The organism is Streptomyces sp. NPDC006430 (assembly GCF_040612395.1).
Lineage (GTDB): Bacteria > Actinomycetota > Actinomycetes > Streptomycetales > Streptomycetaceae > Streptomyces.
The window spans coordinates 1-17,293 of sequence record NZ_JBEXQA010000063.1 but is presented as its reverse complement, the minus strand read 5'-3'; the positions used below and the strand labels follow the sequence as shown (position 1 = coordinate 17,293).

The window sequence follows — 17,293 nt, the reverse complement described above, 5'->3', positions numbered from 1 at the left end:
GCGACAGCCGGGCCACCGGCCTACCCACGACCAGCACACAACCCCGAAACGGCCCGCCGGAGAATCCGACGGACCGTCACGAAAGATCGAGGCTAATCCGTCTGACCCGGCAGACGAGGGCACGTCGCTCGTCGTCATGGTGTCGACCGGCGACCACACCGGTGGAGTACCCGTTCAGGTGTCCAAGGAGCTTGAGAGCGAACGAGCGTGGTACCAGCAACTGGAGTACGGCTTCTATGCCCTGGGAATCACGCCGTTTCTCACCGCGATCTACGACCCTGATCGTCACCGGAAGCGGGCGACCGATGACGGCTACGGCGGCTGACCTGTCAGGCGTCGCAAATGCGCGGCGTCTTCCACGTTGTCCAGCCCGAGACCACGGCATCCCCGTGGCCATCGGGCCGGACGTAGCGGCCCTGCACCGGGTCGTCATGTGCCCGCGATCTGGGCGTGACTTCGGTTACGCCGCCCTTCGTGCTGAACAGTTTCAGCCCCGGCACCCCCCCCTTCGCCGGCCTGGCCCCACACGCAAATATCCGAGACGAATTTCGGCTCAGGCGAAACGGGATCCCATCAGCCGTTCACTACAGAGAGTAATCTCGTCGAGTCATCTGCCACATGCCAGCAGAACGACCCAACCGCCAAGAAGCCGCCTCCCCAACAGGGCAACAGCTCGGCCGGGGAGGGGCTTTCTGCGCATGCCAGCCCGTCAGGAAATGCGTCCGGAGTGCGTCAAACGTGCGTCACGAGCGCAAGATATGCGTCAAGATATCGCGCCTAACGCACGTAACGCCTATAACGTCACTCGGAGAAACAGCAGGTCAGCGACCCTTTTCAGTGGGTTCAAGGATCGCGACGCACTCCACGTGGTGGGTCATCAGGAAGAGGCAGAGAGGGTGATGGAGGCGTGATCGGAACCGGGAGGCTGCGGCACGTTCCAGGTCGCGGCCCGCGCCGCTGCCGACACCCCGACCAGCGCCACGCCGAGGGCCAGCGCGATGAAGGCTGCCGCGAACAACGCCCAGTAATGGCGTACCGAGCGTAAGGACAGATGCCACATGAGGACTCCCACCAGCCGAGGCAGGCGGCGACCTGCTCGGCCGTCGGGTAGTCGATCTCGTCCACGGTCCGACCGTCGTGGAAGGAAGACCAGCCGGTCCGCCCAGGCCGCCGCCACCGGGCCGTGGGTGAACCATCACCACGGTCCCACCCGCCCTGTCCACCACGTCCCGCAGCGCACCATGATCTGCCGGCCGATCTGGCGGTCTGGCGATCCGGTCAGTTCATCGGCGTAGACTATCTCGGGCTGGACCACCAGGGTCCCGACGATGGCCACACGCTGCTGCTCACCGCCGGAGTGCTACGGGCCAGGGCGTGCAGTGGCTCTGGACGCCCGACCTTGCGGGTGGCTTAGAAGTCATCTCATTTGGCCAGTCTGCGGTAGCAGATGAGGGTGCAGGCGATGCTGGTGAAGGCAAGGAAATGCTCGGCCTTGCGTTCGTAGCGACGGTGGAGGCGGCGGCAGCCGGCGAGCCAGGACACGGTCCTTTCAACGACCCATCTGTGGCAACCGAGCCGCTGTGAGGACTCGACGCCTCGGCGGGCGATGCGGTGCTTGATGCCGCGTTCGCGTAACCATCTCCGCAAGTGGGCGTAGTCGTAGCCCTTGTCCGCGTGGAGCTTGCCGGGCCGGCGCCGTCGGCGTCCACGGCGGGATCGGATGGGCGGTATGCCGCGGACGAGGGGCTCAAGGGCCTGGCTGTCATGCAGATTCGCGCCCGAGATGCCGACGGACGGGGGCAGACCGGTCCGCTCGGTGATCAAATGGATCTTCGACCCGAACTTGCCCCGGTCAACAGGATTCGGACCTGTCAGGTCCCCTTTTTCAGGGCCCGCATGTTCACCGAGTCGATCGCGCAGCGGGACCAGTCCAGCTCGCCGCGGGCACCGAGTTCATCGAGGACCAGACGGTGGAGCTTCGCCCACACTCGGGCCTTGCTCCACTCCGAGAAACGACGGTGAGCTGTCGCCCCGGACGGGCCGAACGAGGCCGTGGGCAGCTGCTGCCAGGTACAACCCGACGTGGTCACGAACACGATCGCGGCAAGCACCTCCCGGTCACCGTGCCGGCGCCGCCCACCGCCCTGAGGCCGCGACGGCGCCTCCGGAACCACCCGCTGGAACAGATCCCACAACTCATCCGGCACCAGCCGTTCAACGATCCCCACCATGACCGAAAGCCTACCCGCCAAGACCAAATGAGATGACTTCTTATGCGGCCTGGGGCAAGGTAGTTGATGTCGCGTCGGACGTCGCCTCCTGGGCACGCCCGGGCTGCGTCGTCGCCCCAACCGGCGCCGTCCGCTTCAGGCGTCAGCACCACCGGAGCACGCCGAGGCGGGCCGCCGGCTCGCACCTACCGAACGTATCCAACTACCAACGCCGCCCGCGAGGACGCGGAGACCGACTTGGCCGTCGCCCCCGGGCCGCGACTCGTGCAACCTGACCGAGTTCGCCGTGAATGGGAGCAAACGGTGCGTCACGACCGGGACATCCACCCTCCTGCACCTTCGAGGCTTACGGTCCCCGGGCGCCCGACACCCGGATCCAGATACCACCCAACACCCATCCGACCTGCACGTCTACCGCTGCACGCGGTCACCTGGGCCTCCTCGTTCAGCAAGCCTGACAGCCGCGAAAGAGACGCCCATGACGTATCGTCATCGTGCCTCCGACCGGGAGGACGACCACTCCTCGGCGCCGCTGGTTGCAGCTGCGCATCCGGCGCGCCCTCCGTTCGTCGTCACGCTGAAGAGTGCGGCACACGCCAAAGAAAAGACATCACTGGGTATACCCAGAACTGTATTGTTTCCCTATGTACCTATACACGTAGCGGCGAGATGAAGCAGAGCCAGTGATGGGCGACATCATACGAACATTCATCAATCTGGACGCACCAACCATAAGGGATGTCGGGTGAAATGCACCCCACACCGGCCAGACAGCACGAGAGGCACGGCAGGGCACAATCACCATCGATCCCGATCATTTTGACCTTAAACAGCCTGCGACAGATAGAGCGAAAGGCTCGTGGCAATCAGGACACGAGCAAAACAAACGGGGGAAATCCATTGCTTGAAGCACATACAGGAACACTCGTCCCAACACACAGTAGGGCGGTCGATTCCAGCGAAGCGCCCGGAGTCAAGGCTTCCGGATCCTTATCTGTTCCGATCTCGGTCTTGCTGCCCGGCGAGTCGCCGAGATCACGGGGGCTGGACCAGGAGCACGCGACACAGCTCGCCGAATATGATGGCCCGCTACCGCCCATTCTCGTGAACCGCTCCGACTGGCGAGTGATTGACGGTATGCACCGCCTCTTGGCCGCCTACATCAGAGGCCAGGAGACCATCGATGTCGAGTTCTTCGAAGGGTCTCCCGAGGACGCGTTCCTGCGCTCGGTCGAAGCCAATGTGGCGCACGGCCTGCCGCTGTCACTCGCCGACCGGCGGACCGCCGCCTCCCGGATCATCACCTCGCATCCGCAGATGTCCGACCGGGCCATCGCCCGTGCGTCGGGGCTCGGATCCAAGGCAGTGGCCGCTATACGACGCCGTTCAACTGTCGCTGAGGCGCAGTTGAACACCCGAGTGGGCCGGGATGGACGCGTACGCCCGCTGAACGGTGCCGAAGGCCGGCAGAGGGCCGCAGAAGTGATGGCTCAGAACCCCGAGGCATCCCTACGCGAGGTTGCCCGGCTGGCCGGTATCTCTCCTGCCACCGCAAGTGACGTTCGTAGGCGCCTCAAGTCCGGTGTACCACCTGCCCCTTCCCGCCTGGAAGCCCGGGCAATCGACGAGGAGTCGCCCCTTCCATCGCCGACACCGGTCACCGTGTCCGACGATGCCACCCCCACCTTCCCTTCCTCACGGAAAGTACCGAGGCAGGGCTACAGACCTCGGCCGGTCGGTCGCGCTCCGGGCCCTGTCCTCGACAAGCTGTCGCGTGATCCGTCGCTGCGTTTCAAGGAGGATGGTCGCCACCTGCTGCGTCTGCTCCAGCAGAATGCGGTAGCGGAATGGTCCAGTCTGACTGAAGCCGTACCACCGTACTGCGGGGAGCTGGTAGGGGATCTGGCACGCCAGTACGCCGCCAACTGGCTTGAATTGGCAAAACAGTTAGAGGAACGCGAGCGGTCCTCCTACGCGGAAGCACATTGCTGACGATCCGACCCGCTCTCGGCTCTCCGGCCCCTGCCTTCGCCGCAGAGGCTCCTTAGCTTCATGTGAAGGACCTGAAATCATCGGCTCCACAAGGCCGTGATTTCGGGTCCCTCGGGCCACAGGAGAGGGAGCCGGAGCCCGGTCGGTGCCCCCTGCTGGCGACGCTCGAGGCCGAGCGCCCGACACAGATCCCTCGGTGTTTCAGCGAGCCGCTCTCATCACTCACCTCTCTGGTCAAGCCTGCGACGAACGCCATCGGCCTTGCCCTACACGGTCGGCACACGGCATCACACCACGAGCAAGGCCCCGATTCATCCACCTCTCGGGATACATCCGCCGACTACGTCATCCGACAGATGTAGCTCTTCCGAACGACTCCGCCTGCTCGACGGAAGGAGGCCGGGGATTGAGCCGCACAGCTGTCTGAGTGGCGCGGCTGAACGCGTTACCGGCCGCAGACAAGACGGGTATTGATCGCTTGCCTGCCTGCACGTCATCCTGATTCAACGCAGATGGAAAACGTCCCTCCGCCGGCTGCGGCAACTGACCGAATCCCTGTCCAGCCCTGCAACACCGCCATCATTCCAGGAGCTTTCCCTATGGCTGTGCGAGACATATCGCATGTCGAGCTGTATACGAGAGACAAAGTCGCCACCGTTCGCTTCCTCGTCTCCACCATGGGTTTCACGCGGGTCGCGGACTCCGTCGCGGTCGACCGGAGTTGCGTGCTGTTGCGGCAGGGGGACGTCCAGATCGTCGTCACTTCGGGCTGGATCACGGGGAAATGGCTATCCGAGCACGGGGGCGGAGTCGTCGATATCGCGGTGACGTGCGACGATGTATCCGAAACAGTCCGGGCAGCGCTGGCCGCCGGAGCAAAGGTCACGCATTCGCCGCAGGGCAACCCGGTCGTCTCCGGATGGGGCGGTGTCTCCCACACCCTCCTTTCCGCCGCCACCGCCGGCTCTGCCGTTCCCCCCGCAGGCCACAAGTGGACAGCCTCTCCGGGAGCACCGGCCGAGCCTGAGGGACGGGCCCGGCGGCTCGACCACATCGCCATCCGCCTGGAAACAAGCAGCCTTGCGGAGTACACGGCCTTTTGCACCGAAGCCTTCGGCCTGGCCCCCGTCCCCGCCACCCACCTCGTCTCCGGCGACCAGGTCGCAGCCCCCGTCGTCCTGCGGAGCTCCTCAAAGCGCGTGGCCTTCGCCCTCACCGCCGCGGACGCGTACGACTGCATAGGAGCACTCCGTCCGCCCTCGGATCCTGAGCGGACAATAGGCGCCCATCGGCTTGCGTTCCTGGCCGATGGCGTCCTGTCCGAGGCACGCGAGTTCCGGGACCGGGGTACGCGGCGCCTCTGCTACCAGCTGGTCGAAAGCAGGTGCGCGCACGAGTTCGGCACCGCTGACGCCGGGCTCGCCGCCAGGACCTGGAGCTCGGTCGGCTGATCACGGGACGGCGTACCGGCCGAACGCCCGCATTTCTCCGACGTATGGGGCGCGGTATGAACATGGTCCAGAATGTGGGCGTGATGACGACGCAGAACGGCGAGGGGCCTCCGACAATGAGTGGCGAACCAGGCGCGAAGTTGCGTGCGGTCATCGTCGACGACCAGGCATTGGTGCGCACCGGGTTCCGCATGATTCTGATGTCGGACGGCATCGAGGTGGTGGGCGAGGCGACTACCGGTGGCGAGGCCGTTGCAGTGGTGCGCCGCACACGGCCCGACGTAGTACTGATGGACATTCGGATGCCGGAGATGGACGGCATCGAGGCGACCCGCCGGATCCTCGCCGACGGCTCGACGCAGACGCGCGTCATCATTCTGACCACGTACGACGTGAACGAGTACGTCTACGCTGCGCTGTCGGCGGGCGCCAGCGGATTCCTCCTGAAGGACGTGGCTCCCGATCACCTCGTGGCCGCCATACGACTCGTACGGGCCAACGACGCCCTGCTAGCGCCCAAGATCACGCGCCGTCTGATCGAGCGCTACGCTCCGAGTGCGGAGGTGAAGCCCAAGTTGCACCGGGACTTGTCTGAGCTGACGACGCGCGAGCTGGAGGTCCTGCGCCTGCTCGCCACCGGCCTGAGCAACGCCGAGTTGGCGGAGCGTCTGACTCTCAGCACCGGCACGGTGAAGACACACGTGGCGCGGATCCTGTCCAAGCTCGGACTACGCGATCGGGTGCAGGCTGTGGTGCTGGCCTACGAGACCGGGCTGATCTCCCCCGGCGAGTAGCCCGTAAGAGATCTGCGCATGCAATCGCCCTACCCGGGAAACAGTCTGCGCCGTCGCCCGTTTTCAGCCACTGCCCGCTGTGCTGTGGGAAGGGGGCAATCCTGCGGCGTCACCTCCGCACGACCGCTCCGCTTCGAAACCGGCAACGGCGCACCTGAAGGACAGGCCCGGTCCGGCGCAGGTCGCCTGCCAGGCCATGTCGGTGGTCACACCGAACGACGATGCCGGGGCCGGTCGTGCACTTGGGGTCATGCCGTCAGAACCGCCCCGCCGGCCTCCAGGAGCTCGGCATGGGACAGCGAGTCCACCTCAAGTCTTGTGGAAGGACCCATCGGGCTCGATGGATGCCGGGGGCCTGTCCAGGAAGCCGGAAGGGCAGAGGGCGAGTCTGCGGATTGCCTTCAGTCAGATTTCGGTGCGTACGGGTGTCACGCTCGGCCAGGTCAGTGCTGCTGATCCCCAGGTCAGTCCGCCGCCGAAGGCAGTGAGCACGGTGCGGGCGCCGGGCTTGAGGCGTCCACCGTCCACGGCGTCGGCCAGCGCGAGCGGGATGGACGCTGCCGCGGTGTTGCCAACCCGGGCGATCTCGCAAACCGCCGCGTCCGACGGCACGCGCAGCCGGTTCGCGACCGCGTCGATGATGCGCGCGTTGGCCTGATGGGCCACGAAGGCCCCGACGGTCTCCGGGCTCCAGGCGCAGTCCTCCATCACCCGCAGGGCCGAACTCGTGATCTGCTGGAGGGCCCGCAGGTAGACCTTGCGGCCCGCCATCGTGAACCAGCGGTCGCCCTCGGGCTGTTCACGCGCGCCGGGCACGTGGATGAAGTCCCTTGCCGCGCCGTCGCTGCCCAGGTCGAAGGCGAGCAAGGACCCCGGTTCCCCTGCAGTACCGCGGCGCAGCACCAGCGCCCCCGCGCCGTCGCCGAAGAGCACCGCGGTGGACCGGTCGGAGGGGTCGACGATGCGCGAGTACGTCTCGGCGGCGGTCACCAGGACACTGTCCGCGATGCCGGCGGCGATCAGTCCCGCGGCGGTGGCCGTCGCGTAGATGAAGCCACTACACACGGCTGAAACGTCGAAGGCCGGTATCCCGCCCTGCCCGATGCGATGGGCGACTTCGGGCGCAGCGGCGGGGCAGGGTCGGTCCGGGGTAGAGGTGGCGAGCACCAGCGCGTCCACCGTGGTACGGCCCGCCGAGCGCAGAGCGCCGGCTGCGGCCGCGCACGCGAGGTCCGTCATGGAGACGTCCGGGGTGGCGCGCCGCCGGGCGGCGATTCCGGTGCGTGTACGGATCCAGTCATCATCGGTGTCCAGGTGCTCCGCGAGCAAGGCGTTGCTGATTTCGGTACGCGGCAAGCACGTTCCCAGTCCGGCGACGACTGCGGCGGGTCGGGCGTCCGGTTCTTCCCTGGCCACGGATGCGAACTCCGATGCATGCATTTTCATGCCCCTTCAGTTCCTTTTACAAACGACTGGACACGCTTTCCGGAGTTCGACGGAAAGTGACCGTACACAGGCATGGATAGCGGGCACAATGAGAGACCTGCTCCTCCGATTTCGACCCCGCCGATTTCGTATCGGCGACGGCCTACGGGGCGGCTGTTCAACCGTGCCTCGGCGCCAGTTGAACACGGAGGGGGTATCAGGTCCTCCCCTGCCGTCACAATGTTCAGGTGGAACAGGTGGAGAACAACGTGAGGCACGGGTGGCGGCGGTCTGTCCTTGAGGCGCTGCGCCCCGAGGTACGACCCATCACGCGGGTGGTGCTTGTGGATGTGTTCCTCGCCGTCGCACTCGCCGTCATCGGTGTCGTCGCCAGCTGGAAGTTCCAAACCATTGAGTTCGTCGGCTTCCCCCCGCAGGACACATCAGGCCACCCTCCGCCGCCGCAGTACCTACCGCAGGGCGGGCGTCCGCTCTACGGGTACATCGCTCTCAGCCCGCTGCCGCTGGCGTTCAGACGCTGGTACCCCCTGCCCGCGTTCTGGGCTGCGGTGGGCACGAGCCTCCTACTCACCGCCCAGGCCACGTGGATCACGATCGCGGTCTGTGCCGTGGCCGCCTACAGCACGATCGCGTACAGCCGTCGGCGCGTACTCGCGGTAGTGAGCCTGGTGATCGCCGCCGTGCTGAGCAGCGTCGCCTTCCGCGAGGCAGCGCCTGCGCTGCCAGGCTGGTCCGCAGCCTTCGTGATCATGCTGCTCGCCGCAGTCGTCGCGCGGACTGTGCAGTACTGGCAAGACCAGCTCAGAACCAGCCAGCTGCGCGTGGCCACTCTGCAGGCGGAAAAGGACGAGGCCGCACGGCGGGCTGTGGAGGAGGAACGCACCCGAATCACCGCCGAACTCCACGACATCGTGACGCACAACGTGAGCGTGATGGTGATCCAGGCGGGCGCGGCCCACCGGGTCCTGGGCACAGCACCAGACGAGGCCCGGGAGGCCATGCGCGCGGTAGAAGCAAGTGGCCGGGCCGCGATGGCCGAACTTCGGGCTGTCATGCATCTGTTGACGGGACCGGGTAGCACAGCCGACGGATTGCAGCCCCAGCCGGGCATCGATCAGTTGGAGTCCCTGGTCAAGGGGGTGCGGGCGACGGGAATGCCAGTGGACCTCACGGTCTCACTGCCGCCCGAGCGACTGCCACCCGGCGTCGAGCTCGCCGCCTACCGGGTCGTCCAGGAGGCCCTGACCAACGCGCTCAAGCACGCCTCCGGGGGAAGCGCGTCGGTCGTCCTGCGTCATGACGACGACTGGCTGGAGATCGAGGTCGCGGACACCGGCGGCACCGCGATGGGGCACGTCGGCTCCGGCAACGGCAGGGGTCTGATCGGGCTGCGTGAACGGCTTGCCGTATACAGCGGGTCCCTGGAGGCTCGCCACAGAATCGGCAACGGCTTCTTGATCAAGGCCTGCATCCCGCGGCGGCCCGAGTGACCCGCCGACGCGCGGCATAGCCAGAGTCCCGGCGACGGCCGTCCTGCGGACACGGAAACGGCTGCGCACGGAGGAGGTTGGTACGACGGCCGCCGGTGACGCCTACGGTGCGCGGTACCGGGTCGCGGGTTCCGTCGCGCGCGATCCGGGCATGCCTGTCCGGCGGTCGCCGACGGCCGCGCCCACAACCCTGCGGCGGTTCGTTCAACTGCGCGGAGTGGTCGGTTGAACGGTCGAAGATCGACCGGATGACAGGCCGGATGATACTGATCAAGTCGTTATTCCACGCCCAGGACGAGCCGCATCGAACCACCCAGGGGCTCGGACGCGGGCCCGAGCGCCCCGTCACCGACGGGCCGGCTTCTGCCCGTCGGTCCGCGTTCGGAACACCTCCGTCACCAGTAGTGAAACGAGTCTGGGAAGCCATGCCTTTCGTCAACACCAATGGGATCCGGCTCGCTTACGAGCGCCAGGGCCGCGGGGAACCCGTCCTGCTCATCATGGGCTCAGGGGCCGCTGGCCGGGTCTGGACCATGCACCAGACACCGGCATTGAACGCGGCCGGCTACGAGACCATCACGTTCGACAATCGAGGGATAGCGGGGTCCGACGCTCCGCCCGGCATGTACACGCTCGACGACCTGGTCGCCGACACCGCCGGCCTGATCGAGGAGCTGGGCATCGGCCCGTGCCGCGTCGTCGGCACGTCGATGGGAGCGATGATCGCGCAGGAGCTGGTCCTCAGCCGACCGGACCTCGTGCGGTCGGCGGTCCTCATGTCCACCAGGGCGAGGTCGGACGCGCTGCGTCGGGCGCAGTCCGCCGCGGATCGCGCGCTGCGCGAGAGCGGAGTGACGCTGCCTCCCTCGTACGAGGCCCTCCGGACGGTCCTGGAGATGATGTCGCCCACCACCCTCAACAACGAAGCCGCGGTCGCGACCTGGCTGGAGATCTTCGAACTGTCCGGCGGCAGCTCGAATGACGCCGCCGGTCAGGACACGGTCTCGGACTCTCTCGGCGACCGCCGCGACGCGCTGCGCGGCGCCACGGTGCCGTGCCGCGTCATCTCCTTTTCCGATGACCTCATCTGTCCGCCGCACCTGGCCGCCGAGGTTGCGGACGCGATCCCCGGCTGCGACCTGGTGGAGATCCCCGGCTGCGGGCACCTCGGATACCTGGAGCGCCCGGAAACCGTCAACGCGGCGATCGTCGAATTCCTCGACAAGTACTGAGGTACCGACCCACCGTCGGGCCGGCCACTGCATGAACACCGTTCCCATTGACCGACGTTGCCAGCGAAGGGCGTGGGAGAGACACGAGAGCGAGGCAGGTTTCCGTGACCAAAGACGGCCCGGCAGGTCTACGGTTCGACGACGATTCGATCACCAGGCAGAAGGTCAGTCGCGGCACCGTCCGGCGGATCATCCCGTACGCCATGCGCTACCGCATGCGGCTGGTCGTACTCCTCGTGACCACCATTGTCAGCGCGGTCATCACGGCGGCCGGCCCCCTGATCCTCAAGATGATCATTGACGACGGCATCCTGCCCGAGCGGCTCGGGGTCGTGGTGTGGCTGTGTCTGGCGCTCGCAGGTCTGGCCCTGGTGGATGCCGCGGCCATGTACGTACAGACCTGGTGCTCGGGCCGGATCGGCGAGGGTCTGGTCTACGACCTGCGGACCCAGGTGTTCGCGCACGTGCAGCGGCAGCCGTTGGCGTTCTTCACACGGGCGCAGACCGGTGCGCTGGTCAGCCGCCTCAACACGGACGTCATCGGGGCGCGGCAGGCGGTGACGACGCTCCTGACCAATGCGGTCACGACCGTCCTGACACTGGTCCTCGTCCTCGGGACGATGTTCTACCTGTCGTGGCAGATCACGGTCGCCGCGCTGGTGATGATCCCGCTCTTCCTGCTGCCGGTGCGGCTGATCGCGCGCAGGCTGCAACGGCTCACACGGGAGACGATGCAGCTCAACGCGGAGATGGGCTCGATGATGCACGAGCGGTTCAACGTTTCCGGCGCCATGCTCGCCAAGCTCTACGGCCGCACGGACGACGAGAGCGGCATGTTCGCGGCCCGCGCCGGCCGGGTGCGCGACATCGCCGTGGCCGCCGCGGTCTACGGGCGGCTGCTCTTCATCATCGTCACGGTGCTCACCTCGCTCACGACGGCCCTGGTGTACGGCCTCGGTGGCGCCCTCACCATCGACGGCGTCCTGCCGATCGGCACCCTCGTCGCCATGGTGACCCTGCTGCTCCAGCTCTACGGACCGATCAACCAGCTGTCTAGCCTGCAGGTCACAGCGATGAACGCGCTGGTCAGCTTCGACCGGGTCTTCGAGGTCCTCGACCTCGAACCGAAGGTCTCGGAGCGCCCCGGCGCCCGAGCGCTGCCTGCCTCAGGCCCGGACGGCAAGGCACCGGACATCGAGTTCGACCGGGTTACGTTCCGATACCCCACCGCCGACGAGGTCTCGCTCGCCTCCCTGGAGACTGTCGGTACGCGCACGCCTGAACGCGGCTCCACGGAAGCGGCGTTGCACGAGCTGAGCTTCCGCGCACCGGCAGGCCGAATGACGGCGCTCGTCGGGCCTTCCGGCGCCGGAAAGACCACGCTCACCAACCTGGTGCCACGCCTTTACGACCCGACCTCGGGCACCATCCGGGTCGGCGGGCACGACATCAGCGAGCTAACCCTCCAATCGCTGCGGGACACTGTCGGCGTGGTGCCCCAGGACGCGCACCTCTTCCACGACACCCTGCGGGCCAACCTGAACTACGCCCGGCCCGGGGCCACCGAGCAAGAGCTGATCGACGCCTGCGTGGCCGCCCGTGTGTGGGACACCGTCAGCAGTCTGCCCAACGGCCTCGACACGGTGGTCGGCGACCGCGGCCACCGCCTCTCCGGCGGCGAGAAACAGCGGATATCCCTTGCCCGGCTGCTGCTGAAGGCCCCGCCGCTCGTGGTCCTCGACGAGGCGACCGCCCATCTGGATTCGGATTCCGAGGCGGCGATCCAGCGCGCGCTGAAGACCGCCCTGGCCGGCAGGACGTCCTTGGTGATCGCACACCGCCTGTCCACGATCCGTGAGGCGGACCAGATCCTCGTCCTGGATGCCGGGCGGATCCAGGAGAGCGGCACCCACGAGGAGCTGCTGGCCGCGGAAGGGCTCTACGCGCACCTGTACCGAACCCAGTTCGCGCAGCAGTCCCCCGACGACGCCGACCTCCCTGCTGAGGTGCTTTGAGGTCCGTCGACCGCCGCCGACCGGCCCGGCCCGGCCCCGGGATCTCTCCCCCGGGCCGGGCCGGTCGCGTGCGGCAGAGGTACATCGCAAGGATGACTGTTCGGCCGAATTACCTCCCGGGGCCGATGTCCGCCCCCCGGCGCACGGCCTAGCGTCGCAGCATGACCAGTGAGAACAGCTCTGACCAGGTCGTCGTACGGCTGGACGGTGTGCGCAAGGAGTACCGGCAGTCCATCGCCCTCGACGACGTTTCGATGGAGATCCGGAAGGGCGAGGCGGTTGCAGTGATGGGACCGTCAGGCTGCGGCAAGTCCACCCTGCTGAACATGATCGCGGGCCTCGACCGCCCAACCGCAGGGACCGTCAACGTCCACGGCGACGACCTGGGCAGCCTCAACGAGACCGGCCTGGCGCTGTTCCGCCGTCGGCGGATCGGCATGGTCTTCCAGTTCTTCAACCTGCTCGACGACCTGACGGCACTGGACAACGTGGCGCTCGCCGGGCAGCTCTCCGGAACTTCGGCCCGGCAGGCCCGCAAGCGTGCGCTCGAGCTCTTGGGCGAGCTCGGCGTCGCAGACCACCGCAGCAACTACCCGGCGACGCTCAGCGGCGGCCAGCGCCAGCGGGTCGCGGTGGCCCGAGCGCTGATGAACAAGCCTTCCTTGCTGCTGGCGGACGAACCGACCGGCGCCCTGGACCGGAACAGCGGGGAGCAGGTGATGAACCTGCTGCTCGACCTCAACCGGATCGGCCAGACGCTGCTCATCGTCACGCACGACCCGCGCCTCGCCGAGCGCTGCGCAACCCGGCTCATCGAGTTCGAGGACGGCCGGATCGCCCGCGAGAAGGTCTTGGAGCGGGCAGCATGAGCGCCGTATGGCATGCCGCTGGGGCCGCCGTCCGACGTCGTCGGCTGCAGACGGTGGTCATAGGCCTGGTCGTCCTGCTGTCCACCGCGACCATGGTCATCGCAATGGGGCTCCTCGACTCCGCGAGCCGCCCCTTCGACCGGGCCTTCGGCAAGCAGCACGGCGCTCACGCCGTCGCCGCTTTCGACCCGGCCGCGGTCTCCACGGAGCAACTCACCGTGACGGCGAGCCGGCCGGGCGTCGAGGCCTCTGCCGGCCCCTTCGGCCAGGTCTCGGTGAGCATCGCTCCGGGCAGTGTCGCCTTCCTGACGGGCCCGCTCACCGTGGTGGGCCGGGCCGACCCGGGCGGCCCGGTGGACAAGGTGAACGTGTGGAACGGCCGCTGGCCCGACAAGCCCGGCGAGATCGTGGTGAACCAGACCCCGCCCGCGACCGGCGGTGGAGCGCCGTTCCCGCTGGGTGGCAAGGTGGTGGCCCCGGAGGGCACGAACTTCACGATCGTCGGTTACGCCTACACCCTGAGCCGGACCGCCGACGCCTGGGTCACGCCCGAGCAGATGCAGGCGATGCATCCGACGGCCCAGCAGATGCTGTACCGGTTCGCCTCGGCGTCGACGAAGGCCGACCTCGAGCGGAGCGTCGAGAAGGCCACGGCGCAACTGCCGAAGGATTCTCTGGTCGCCACGCAGTCGTATCTCACGGTCAAGGAGGACGTGGCCTCCGGGCCGGGCGTATACGTCCCCTTCCTGATGGTCTTCGGCGTCCTCGGCCTCATCGTCGCCGCCGTGATCGTCGCCAATGTCATCAGCGGCGCCGTCGTCTCCGGCTTCCGGCACATCGGCGTGCTCAAGTCCCTGGGGTTCACGCCGCGTCAGGTGGTCGCCGTCTATCTGCTGATGGTCTCGCTCCCCTCTGCAATCGGCTGCGCCGTGGGCACCCTCGGCGGCGTCCTCGCCACAGAGCCACTGCTGACCAGTGCGTTCCAAGGAACGGGCATGGACCTCCGTGGTGTCGCGGTCAGCTGGTGGGTGCCCGTGGTCGCCCTGGTGGGCATGCCGCTCCTCGTCGTCCTGGCGGCAGCCGTCCCGGCGATGCGGGCGCACGGGCTCTCCGCAGCCGAGGCGATCAGCGCGGGCATCGCGCAGCACCGGGGTCGCGGGCTTCGGATCCAGCGCCGTCTGAGCGGCAGTTCACTGCCGCGCTCGGTCAGCCTCGGCCTGGGGCAACCCTTCGCGAGGCCTGCCCGTACCGCGATGACCCTGGTGGCCGTCCTCCTCGGCGTGACCACCGCCGCCTTCGCGACCGGTCTGGCCAGTACGGTCAACCAGTTCGGACAGGCCAAGAGCCCGGCCGCCTCGGCCCAGTTCGTCGTCCAGCCGGGCAATCCGCAGTTCGGCGAGGAGGCGCCGAAGCTGGACGACGAACAGGCCGAGAAGGCACTGCGGTCCCTGCAAGGCACCAAGAGCGTGACGGTCAAAGCGTACGTCCCGGTCTCCATCACCGGCTCCAAAAAGGTCGTCGCCGAGTTCTGGCGCGGGGACACCGCCGCACTCGACTTCCAGAACCGGCTCGTCAAGGGGCACTGGATCGAAGGGCCCGGGCAGGTGGCCGCCTCGACAGCCTTCCTGCGCGAGCGCGGGCTGAACGTCGGTGACCAGATGACCATGGAGTTGGGCGGGAAGCCCACCCGCGTAACGGTCGTCGGCTCGCTGATGAGCAACGGGGACATGCTCTACGCCGACTGGAGAGCGCTGTCCGGCCTCGGCCTGGACGTCACACAGCTCAACTCTCATATCCAGTACCTGGTGCAGGTGTCCTCCGGCACTGACATCTCCCAGTACAGCGGCGCGGTACGCTCCGCGGACCCGGGCCTCTACACCCGCCCGACAGACGACTCCAACAGCTTCACCGCGGCCGTCATCACTCTGTCGGTGCTCCTCACCCTCATGCTGACAACCGTCGCGGGGCTCGGCGTGTTCAACACGGTCGTGCTCAACACCCGTGAGCGACGCCGCGAACTGGGAACGCTGCAGTCGCTCGGCATGACGCCTCGCCAGGTGATTGGCATGACGGTGACGTCGATGGCGGCCATCGGGGCGATCGGCGGAGTGCTCGGGCTCCCCCTGGGCGTCCTCGCCCACCGCCTGATCGTGCCGATCGCCGGCGAGGCGGCGAAGGTGGAACTTCCGGCGCGCATGCTGGATGTGTGGCAGGCACCGGTGCTGCTGCTCCTCGGCCTCGCCGGCATCGTGATCACGGTCCTGGGAGCGTTCTTCCCGGCGCGCGCAACGACCCGCATGGTCACCGCGGAAGCACTGCGCAGCGAATGACGGGCAGGGTTTTCCCACATCCCCCGAGGAAAACCCTGCGACCACGGATGCCGACCACCAACCGGTGGTCGGCATCTGTGTGTTCGCCGCGGCATTCCGCGCATCTTCCCGACCAAAAGCAGACATGCGAGCATGACACGCAGATCTGCCCTCCAAAGGGTTTCCAATAGCCGCGTTGCCGTATTTCGCGCGGTCGCACCCTCTCAACCGCGGCCGTTTGCCCCGGCATTGCCATCCGGATTTTCCGGAACCGCACGCGGCACCGAAATTTCAGGCATTCATGGGGAGTTTTCATGGGCACCGGTCATGCGCGCGAGCACATACCCGCGGACAGCAGGACGAGCGGTCGGGACGGCGAACAGGACGCACGTCTCGACCGCGCGGCCGTCGAACGGGCCGAACGGCGCCTGCTCGGCCGGGTGTGGCGAACGCCCGTCCTGCGCTGCGAACAACTGGACGCCCGCAGTGGCGCACGTCTGTGGCTGAAGGCGGAGAACCTGCAGCGCGGCGGCTCGTTCAAGATCCGCGGTGCGCTCCTTGCGGTGGAGCACCTCGCCGCGTCCGGCAGCCGCGGAGTGATCGCGCAGAGCACCGGCAACCATGCGATCGCGGTCGCCCTCGCCGCCAGGCAGTACGGTCTTCCGGCCATCGTGGTCCTCCCGTCCGACGCCCCGCCCGCCAAGATCCAACGGATCCGGGAGGCCGGTGCCGAGGTCGTGACGGCCGGCACCCTGCTCGCCCACCGGGTGGCCGCCGTGGCGGAACTGCGCGAGCTGCACGACTACGACGTCATCGACCCCTATCAGAACCCGTACGTGGTCGCGGGCCAGGGGACCGCCACGGCCGAACTGATCGACCAGGCGGTGGCTGAGGGCGTCCACCTGGACGCGGTGGTGGTCCCGGTAGGTGGGGGCAGCGCGATCGCCGGTGCCTGTCTGACGGCCGAGGGGCGCGAGGTGTCCGTGGTCGGGGCCGAGCCGCAGGCCGTGCCCGCACTCACTGCGGCACTGCGCGCACACCGGCCCGTTACCGTGTCCGCCGGCCACACCATCGCCGACGGACTGCGCCCCGACCGGATCGGCGCCCTGCCGTTCACCCTCGCCCACGGGGCCGTGGCAGCGGTCGAGACGGTGTCGGAGGAAGCCATCGCCGACGCCATGCGAGACGCCTTCCTGCACGCCCGCCTGGTGATCGAGCCCGCGGCGGCAACCGCACTCGCCGCGGCCCTGCAGTATGCGTCCCGCCACGGGGGGGACATCGGTGTGCTGCTCAGCGGCGGGAACGTCGAGCCGAGTCTGGCCGCCTCAATGCTGACCAACCGACAGGCCTCCGCCCCGCACACCACGGCGGCCTGACGCCGCCCGTAGGGCTCAGGGCAGACGGGCCGCGAGGGCGGGCAGCGGGAACAAACCGGGCCGGGCGTTCGACGACATGAAGTCTTAG

At 67.6% G+C, this 17,293-nt stretch carries 13 protein-coding genes; 10 read left to right on the top strand and 3 right to left on the bottom strand.

What is annotated here, in order from left to right:
* Positions 1–325 (top strand): hypothetical protein (locus tag ABZZ20_RS35945; RefSeq protein WP_356877107.1); only part of this gene is annotated, 325 nt, incomplete at its 5' end.
* A gap of 552 nt (positions 326–877) precedes the next feature.
* Here ABZZ20_RS35945 and ABZZ20_RS35940 read toward each other — a convergent pair.
* Both ABZZ20_RS35940 and ABZZ20_RS35935 read right to left on the bottom strand, forming a co-directional pair.
* A complete protein-coding gene (locus tag ABZZ20_RS35940) occupies positions 878–1,060 on the bottom strand; it encodes a hypothetical protein (protein ID WP_356877105.1) in 183 nt (60 codons plus the stop codon).
* Positions 1,061–1,422: 362 nt separating this feature from the next.
* Positions 1,423–2,231 (bottom strand): IS5 family transposase gene (locus ABZZ20_RS35935; RefSeq protein WP_356877103.1). Its coding sequence is split into 2 segments (ribosomal slippage): positions 1,423–1,884 and positions 1,887–2,231, totalling 807 coding nucleotides; the frame shifts between segments, so codons are not numbered across the junction.
* A 738-nt stretch (positions 2,232–2,969) separates the two neighbouring features.
* Between ABZZ20_RS35935 and ABZZ20_RS35930 the strand changes: the two genes are divergently transcribed.
* The 3 genes from ABZZ20_RS35930 to ABZZ20_RS35920 all read left to right on the top strand — a co-directional run bounded on the left by ABZZ20_RS35930 (position 2,970) and on the right by ABZZ20_RS35920 (position 6,468).
* Positions 2,970–4,223: a ParB N-terminal domain-containing protein gene (locus ABZZ20_RS35930; protein WP_356877101.1), complete on the top strand. Its 1,254-nt coding sequence runs from the start codon at positions 2,970–2,972 to the stop codon at positions 4,221–4,223.
* A gap of 599 nt (positions 4,224–4,822) precedes the next feature.
* Positions 4,823–5,674, top strand: a complete 852-nt coding sequence (locus ABZZ20_RS35925) for a VOC family protein (RefSeq protein WP_356877099.1) — start codon at positions 4,823–4,825, stop codon at positions 5,672–5,674.
* Positions 5,675–5,790: 116 nt separating this feature from the next.
* On the top strand, positions 5,791–6,468 hold the full coding sequence (locus ABZZ20_RS35920; RefSeq protein ID WP_356877109.1) for a response regulator transcription factor: 678 nt from the start codon (positions 5,791–5,793) through the stop codon (positions 6,466–6,468).
* Between the two features lie 405 nt (positions 6,469–6,873).
* Here ABZZ20_RS35920 and ABZZ20_RS35915 read toward each other — a convergent pair whose 3' ends face one another.
* Entirely contained in the window at positions 6,874–7,824 is a 951-nt protein-coding gene (locus tag ABZZ20_RS35915; RefSeq protein ID WP_356877097.1) for a beta-ketoacyl-ACP synthase 3, read from the bottom strand.
* Positions 7,825–8,141: 317 nt separating this feature from the next.
* Here ABZZ20_RS35915 and ABZZ20_RS35910 point away from each other — a divergent pair, with 317 nt between their 5' ends.
* The 6 genes from ABZZ20_RS35910 to ABZZ20_RS35885 all read left to right on the top strand — a co-directional run bounded on the left by ABZZ20_RS35910 (position 8,142) and on the right by ABZZ20_RS35885 (position 17,205).
* A complete protein-coding gene (locus ABZZ20_RS35910; RefSeq protein ID WP_356877095.1) occupies positions 8,142–9,404 on the top strand; it encodes a sensor histidine kinase in 1,263 nt (420 codons plus the stop codon).
* Between the two features lie 425 nt (positions 9,405–9,829).
* The gene (locus ABZZ20_RS35905) at positions 9,830–10,636 is read left to right on the top strand and encodes an alpha/beta hydrolase (protein WP_356877093.1); all 807 of its coding nucleotides are present in this window, start codon (positions 9,830–9,832) and stop codon (positions 10,634–10,636) included.
* A 104-nt stretch (positions 10,637–10,740) separates the two neighbouring features.
* A complete protein-coding gene (locus tag ABZZ20_RS35900) occupies positions 10,741–12,651 on the top strand; it encodes an ABC transporter ATP-binding protein (RefSeq protein WP_356877091.1) in 1,911 nt (636 codons plus the stop codon).
* 161 nt (positions 12,652–12,812) lie between these two features.
* On the top strand, positions 12,813–13,520 hold the full coding sequence (locus ABZZ20_RS35895; RefSeq protein ID WP_356877089.1) for an ABC transporter ATP-binding protein: 708 nt from the start codon (positions 12,813–12,815) through the stop codon (positions 13,518–13,520).
* Positions 13,517–15,850: an ABC transporter permease gene (locus tag ABZZ20_RS35890; protein WP_356877087.1), complete on the top strand. Its 2,334-nt coding sequence runs from the start codon at positions 13,517–13,519 to the stop codon at positions 15,848–15,850. The genes ABZZ20_RS35895 and ABZZ20_RS35890 overlap by 4 nt, the downstream gene beginning before the upstream one ends.
* 293 nt (positions 15,851–16,143) lie before the next feature.
* A complete protein-coding gene (locus tag ABZZ20_RS35885; protein WP_356877085.1) occupies positions 16,144–17,205 on the top strand; it encodes a pyridoxal-phosphate dependent enzyme in 1,062 nt (353 codons plus the stop codon).
* Positions 17,206–17,293: the final 88 nt, after the last annotated feature.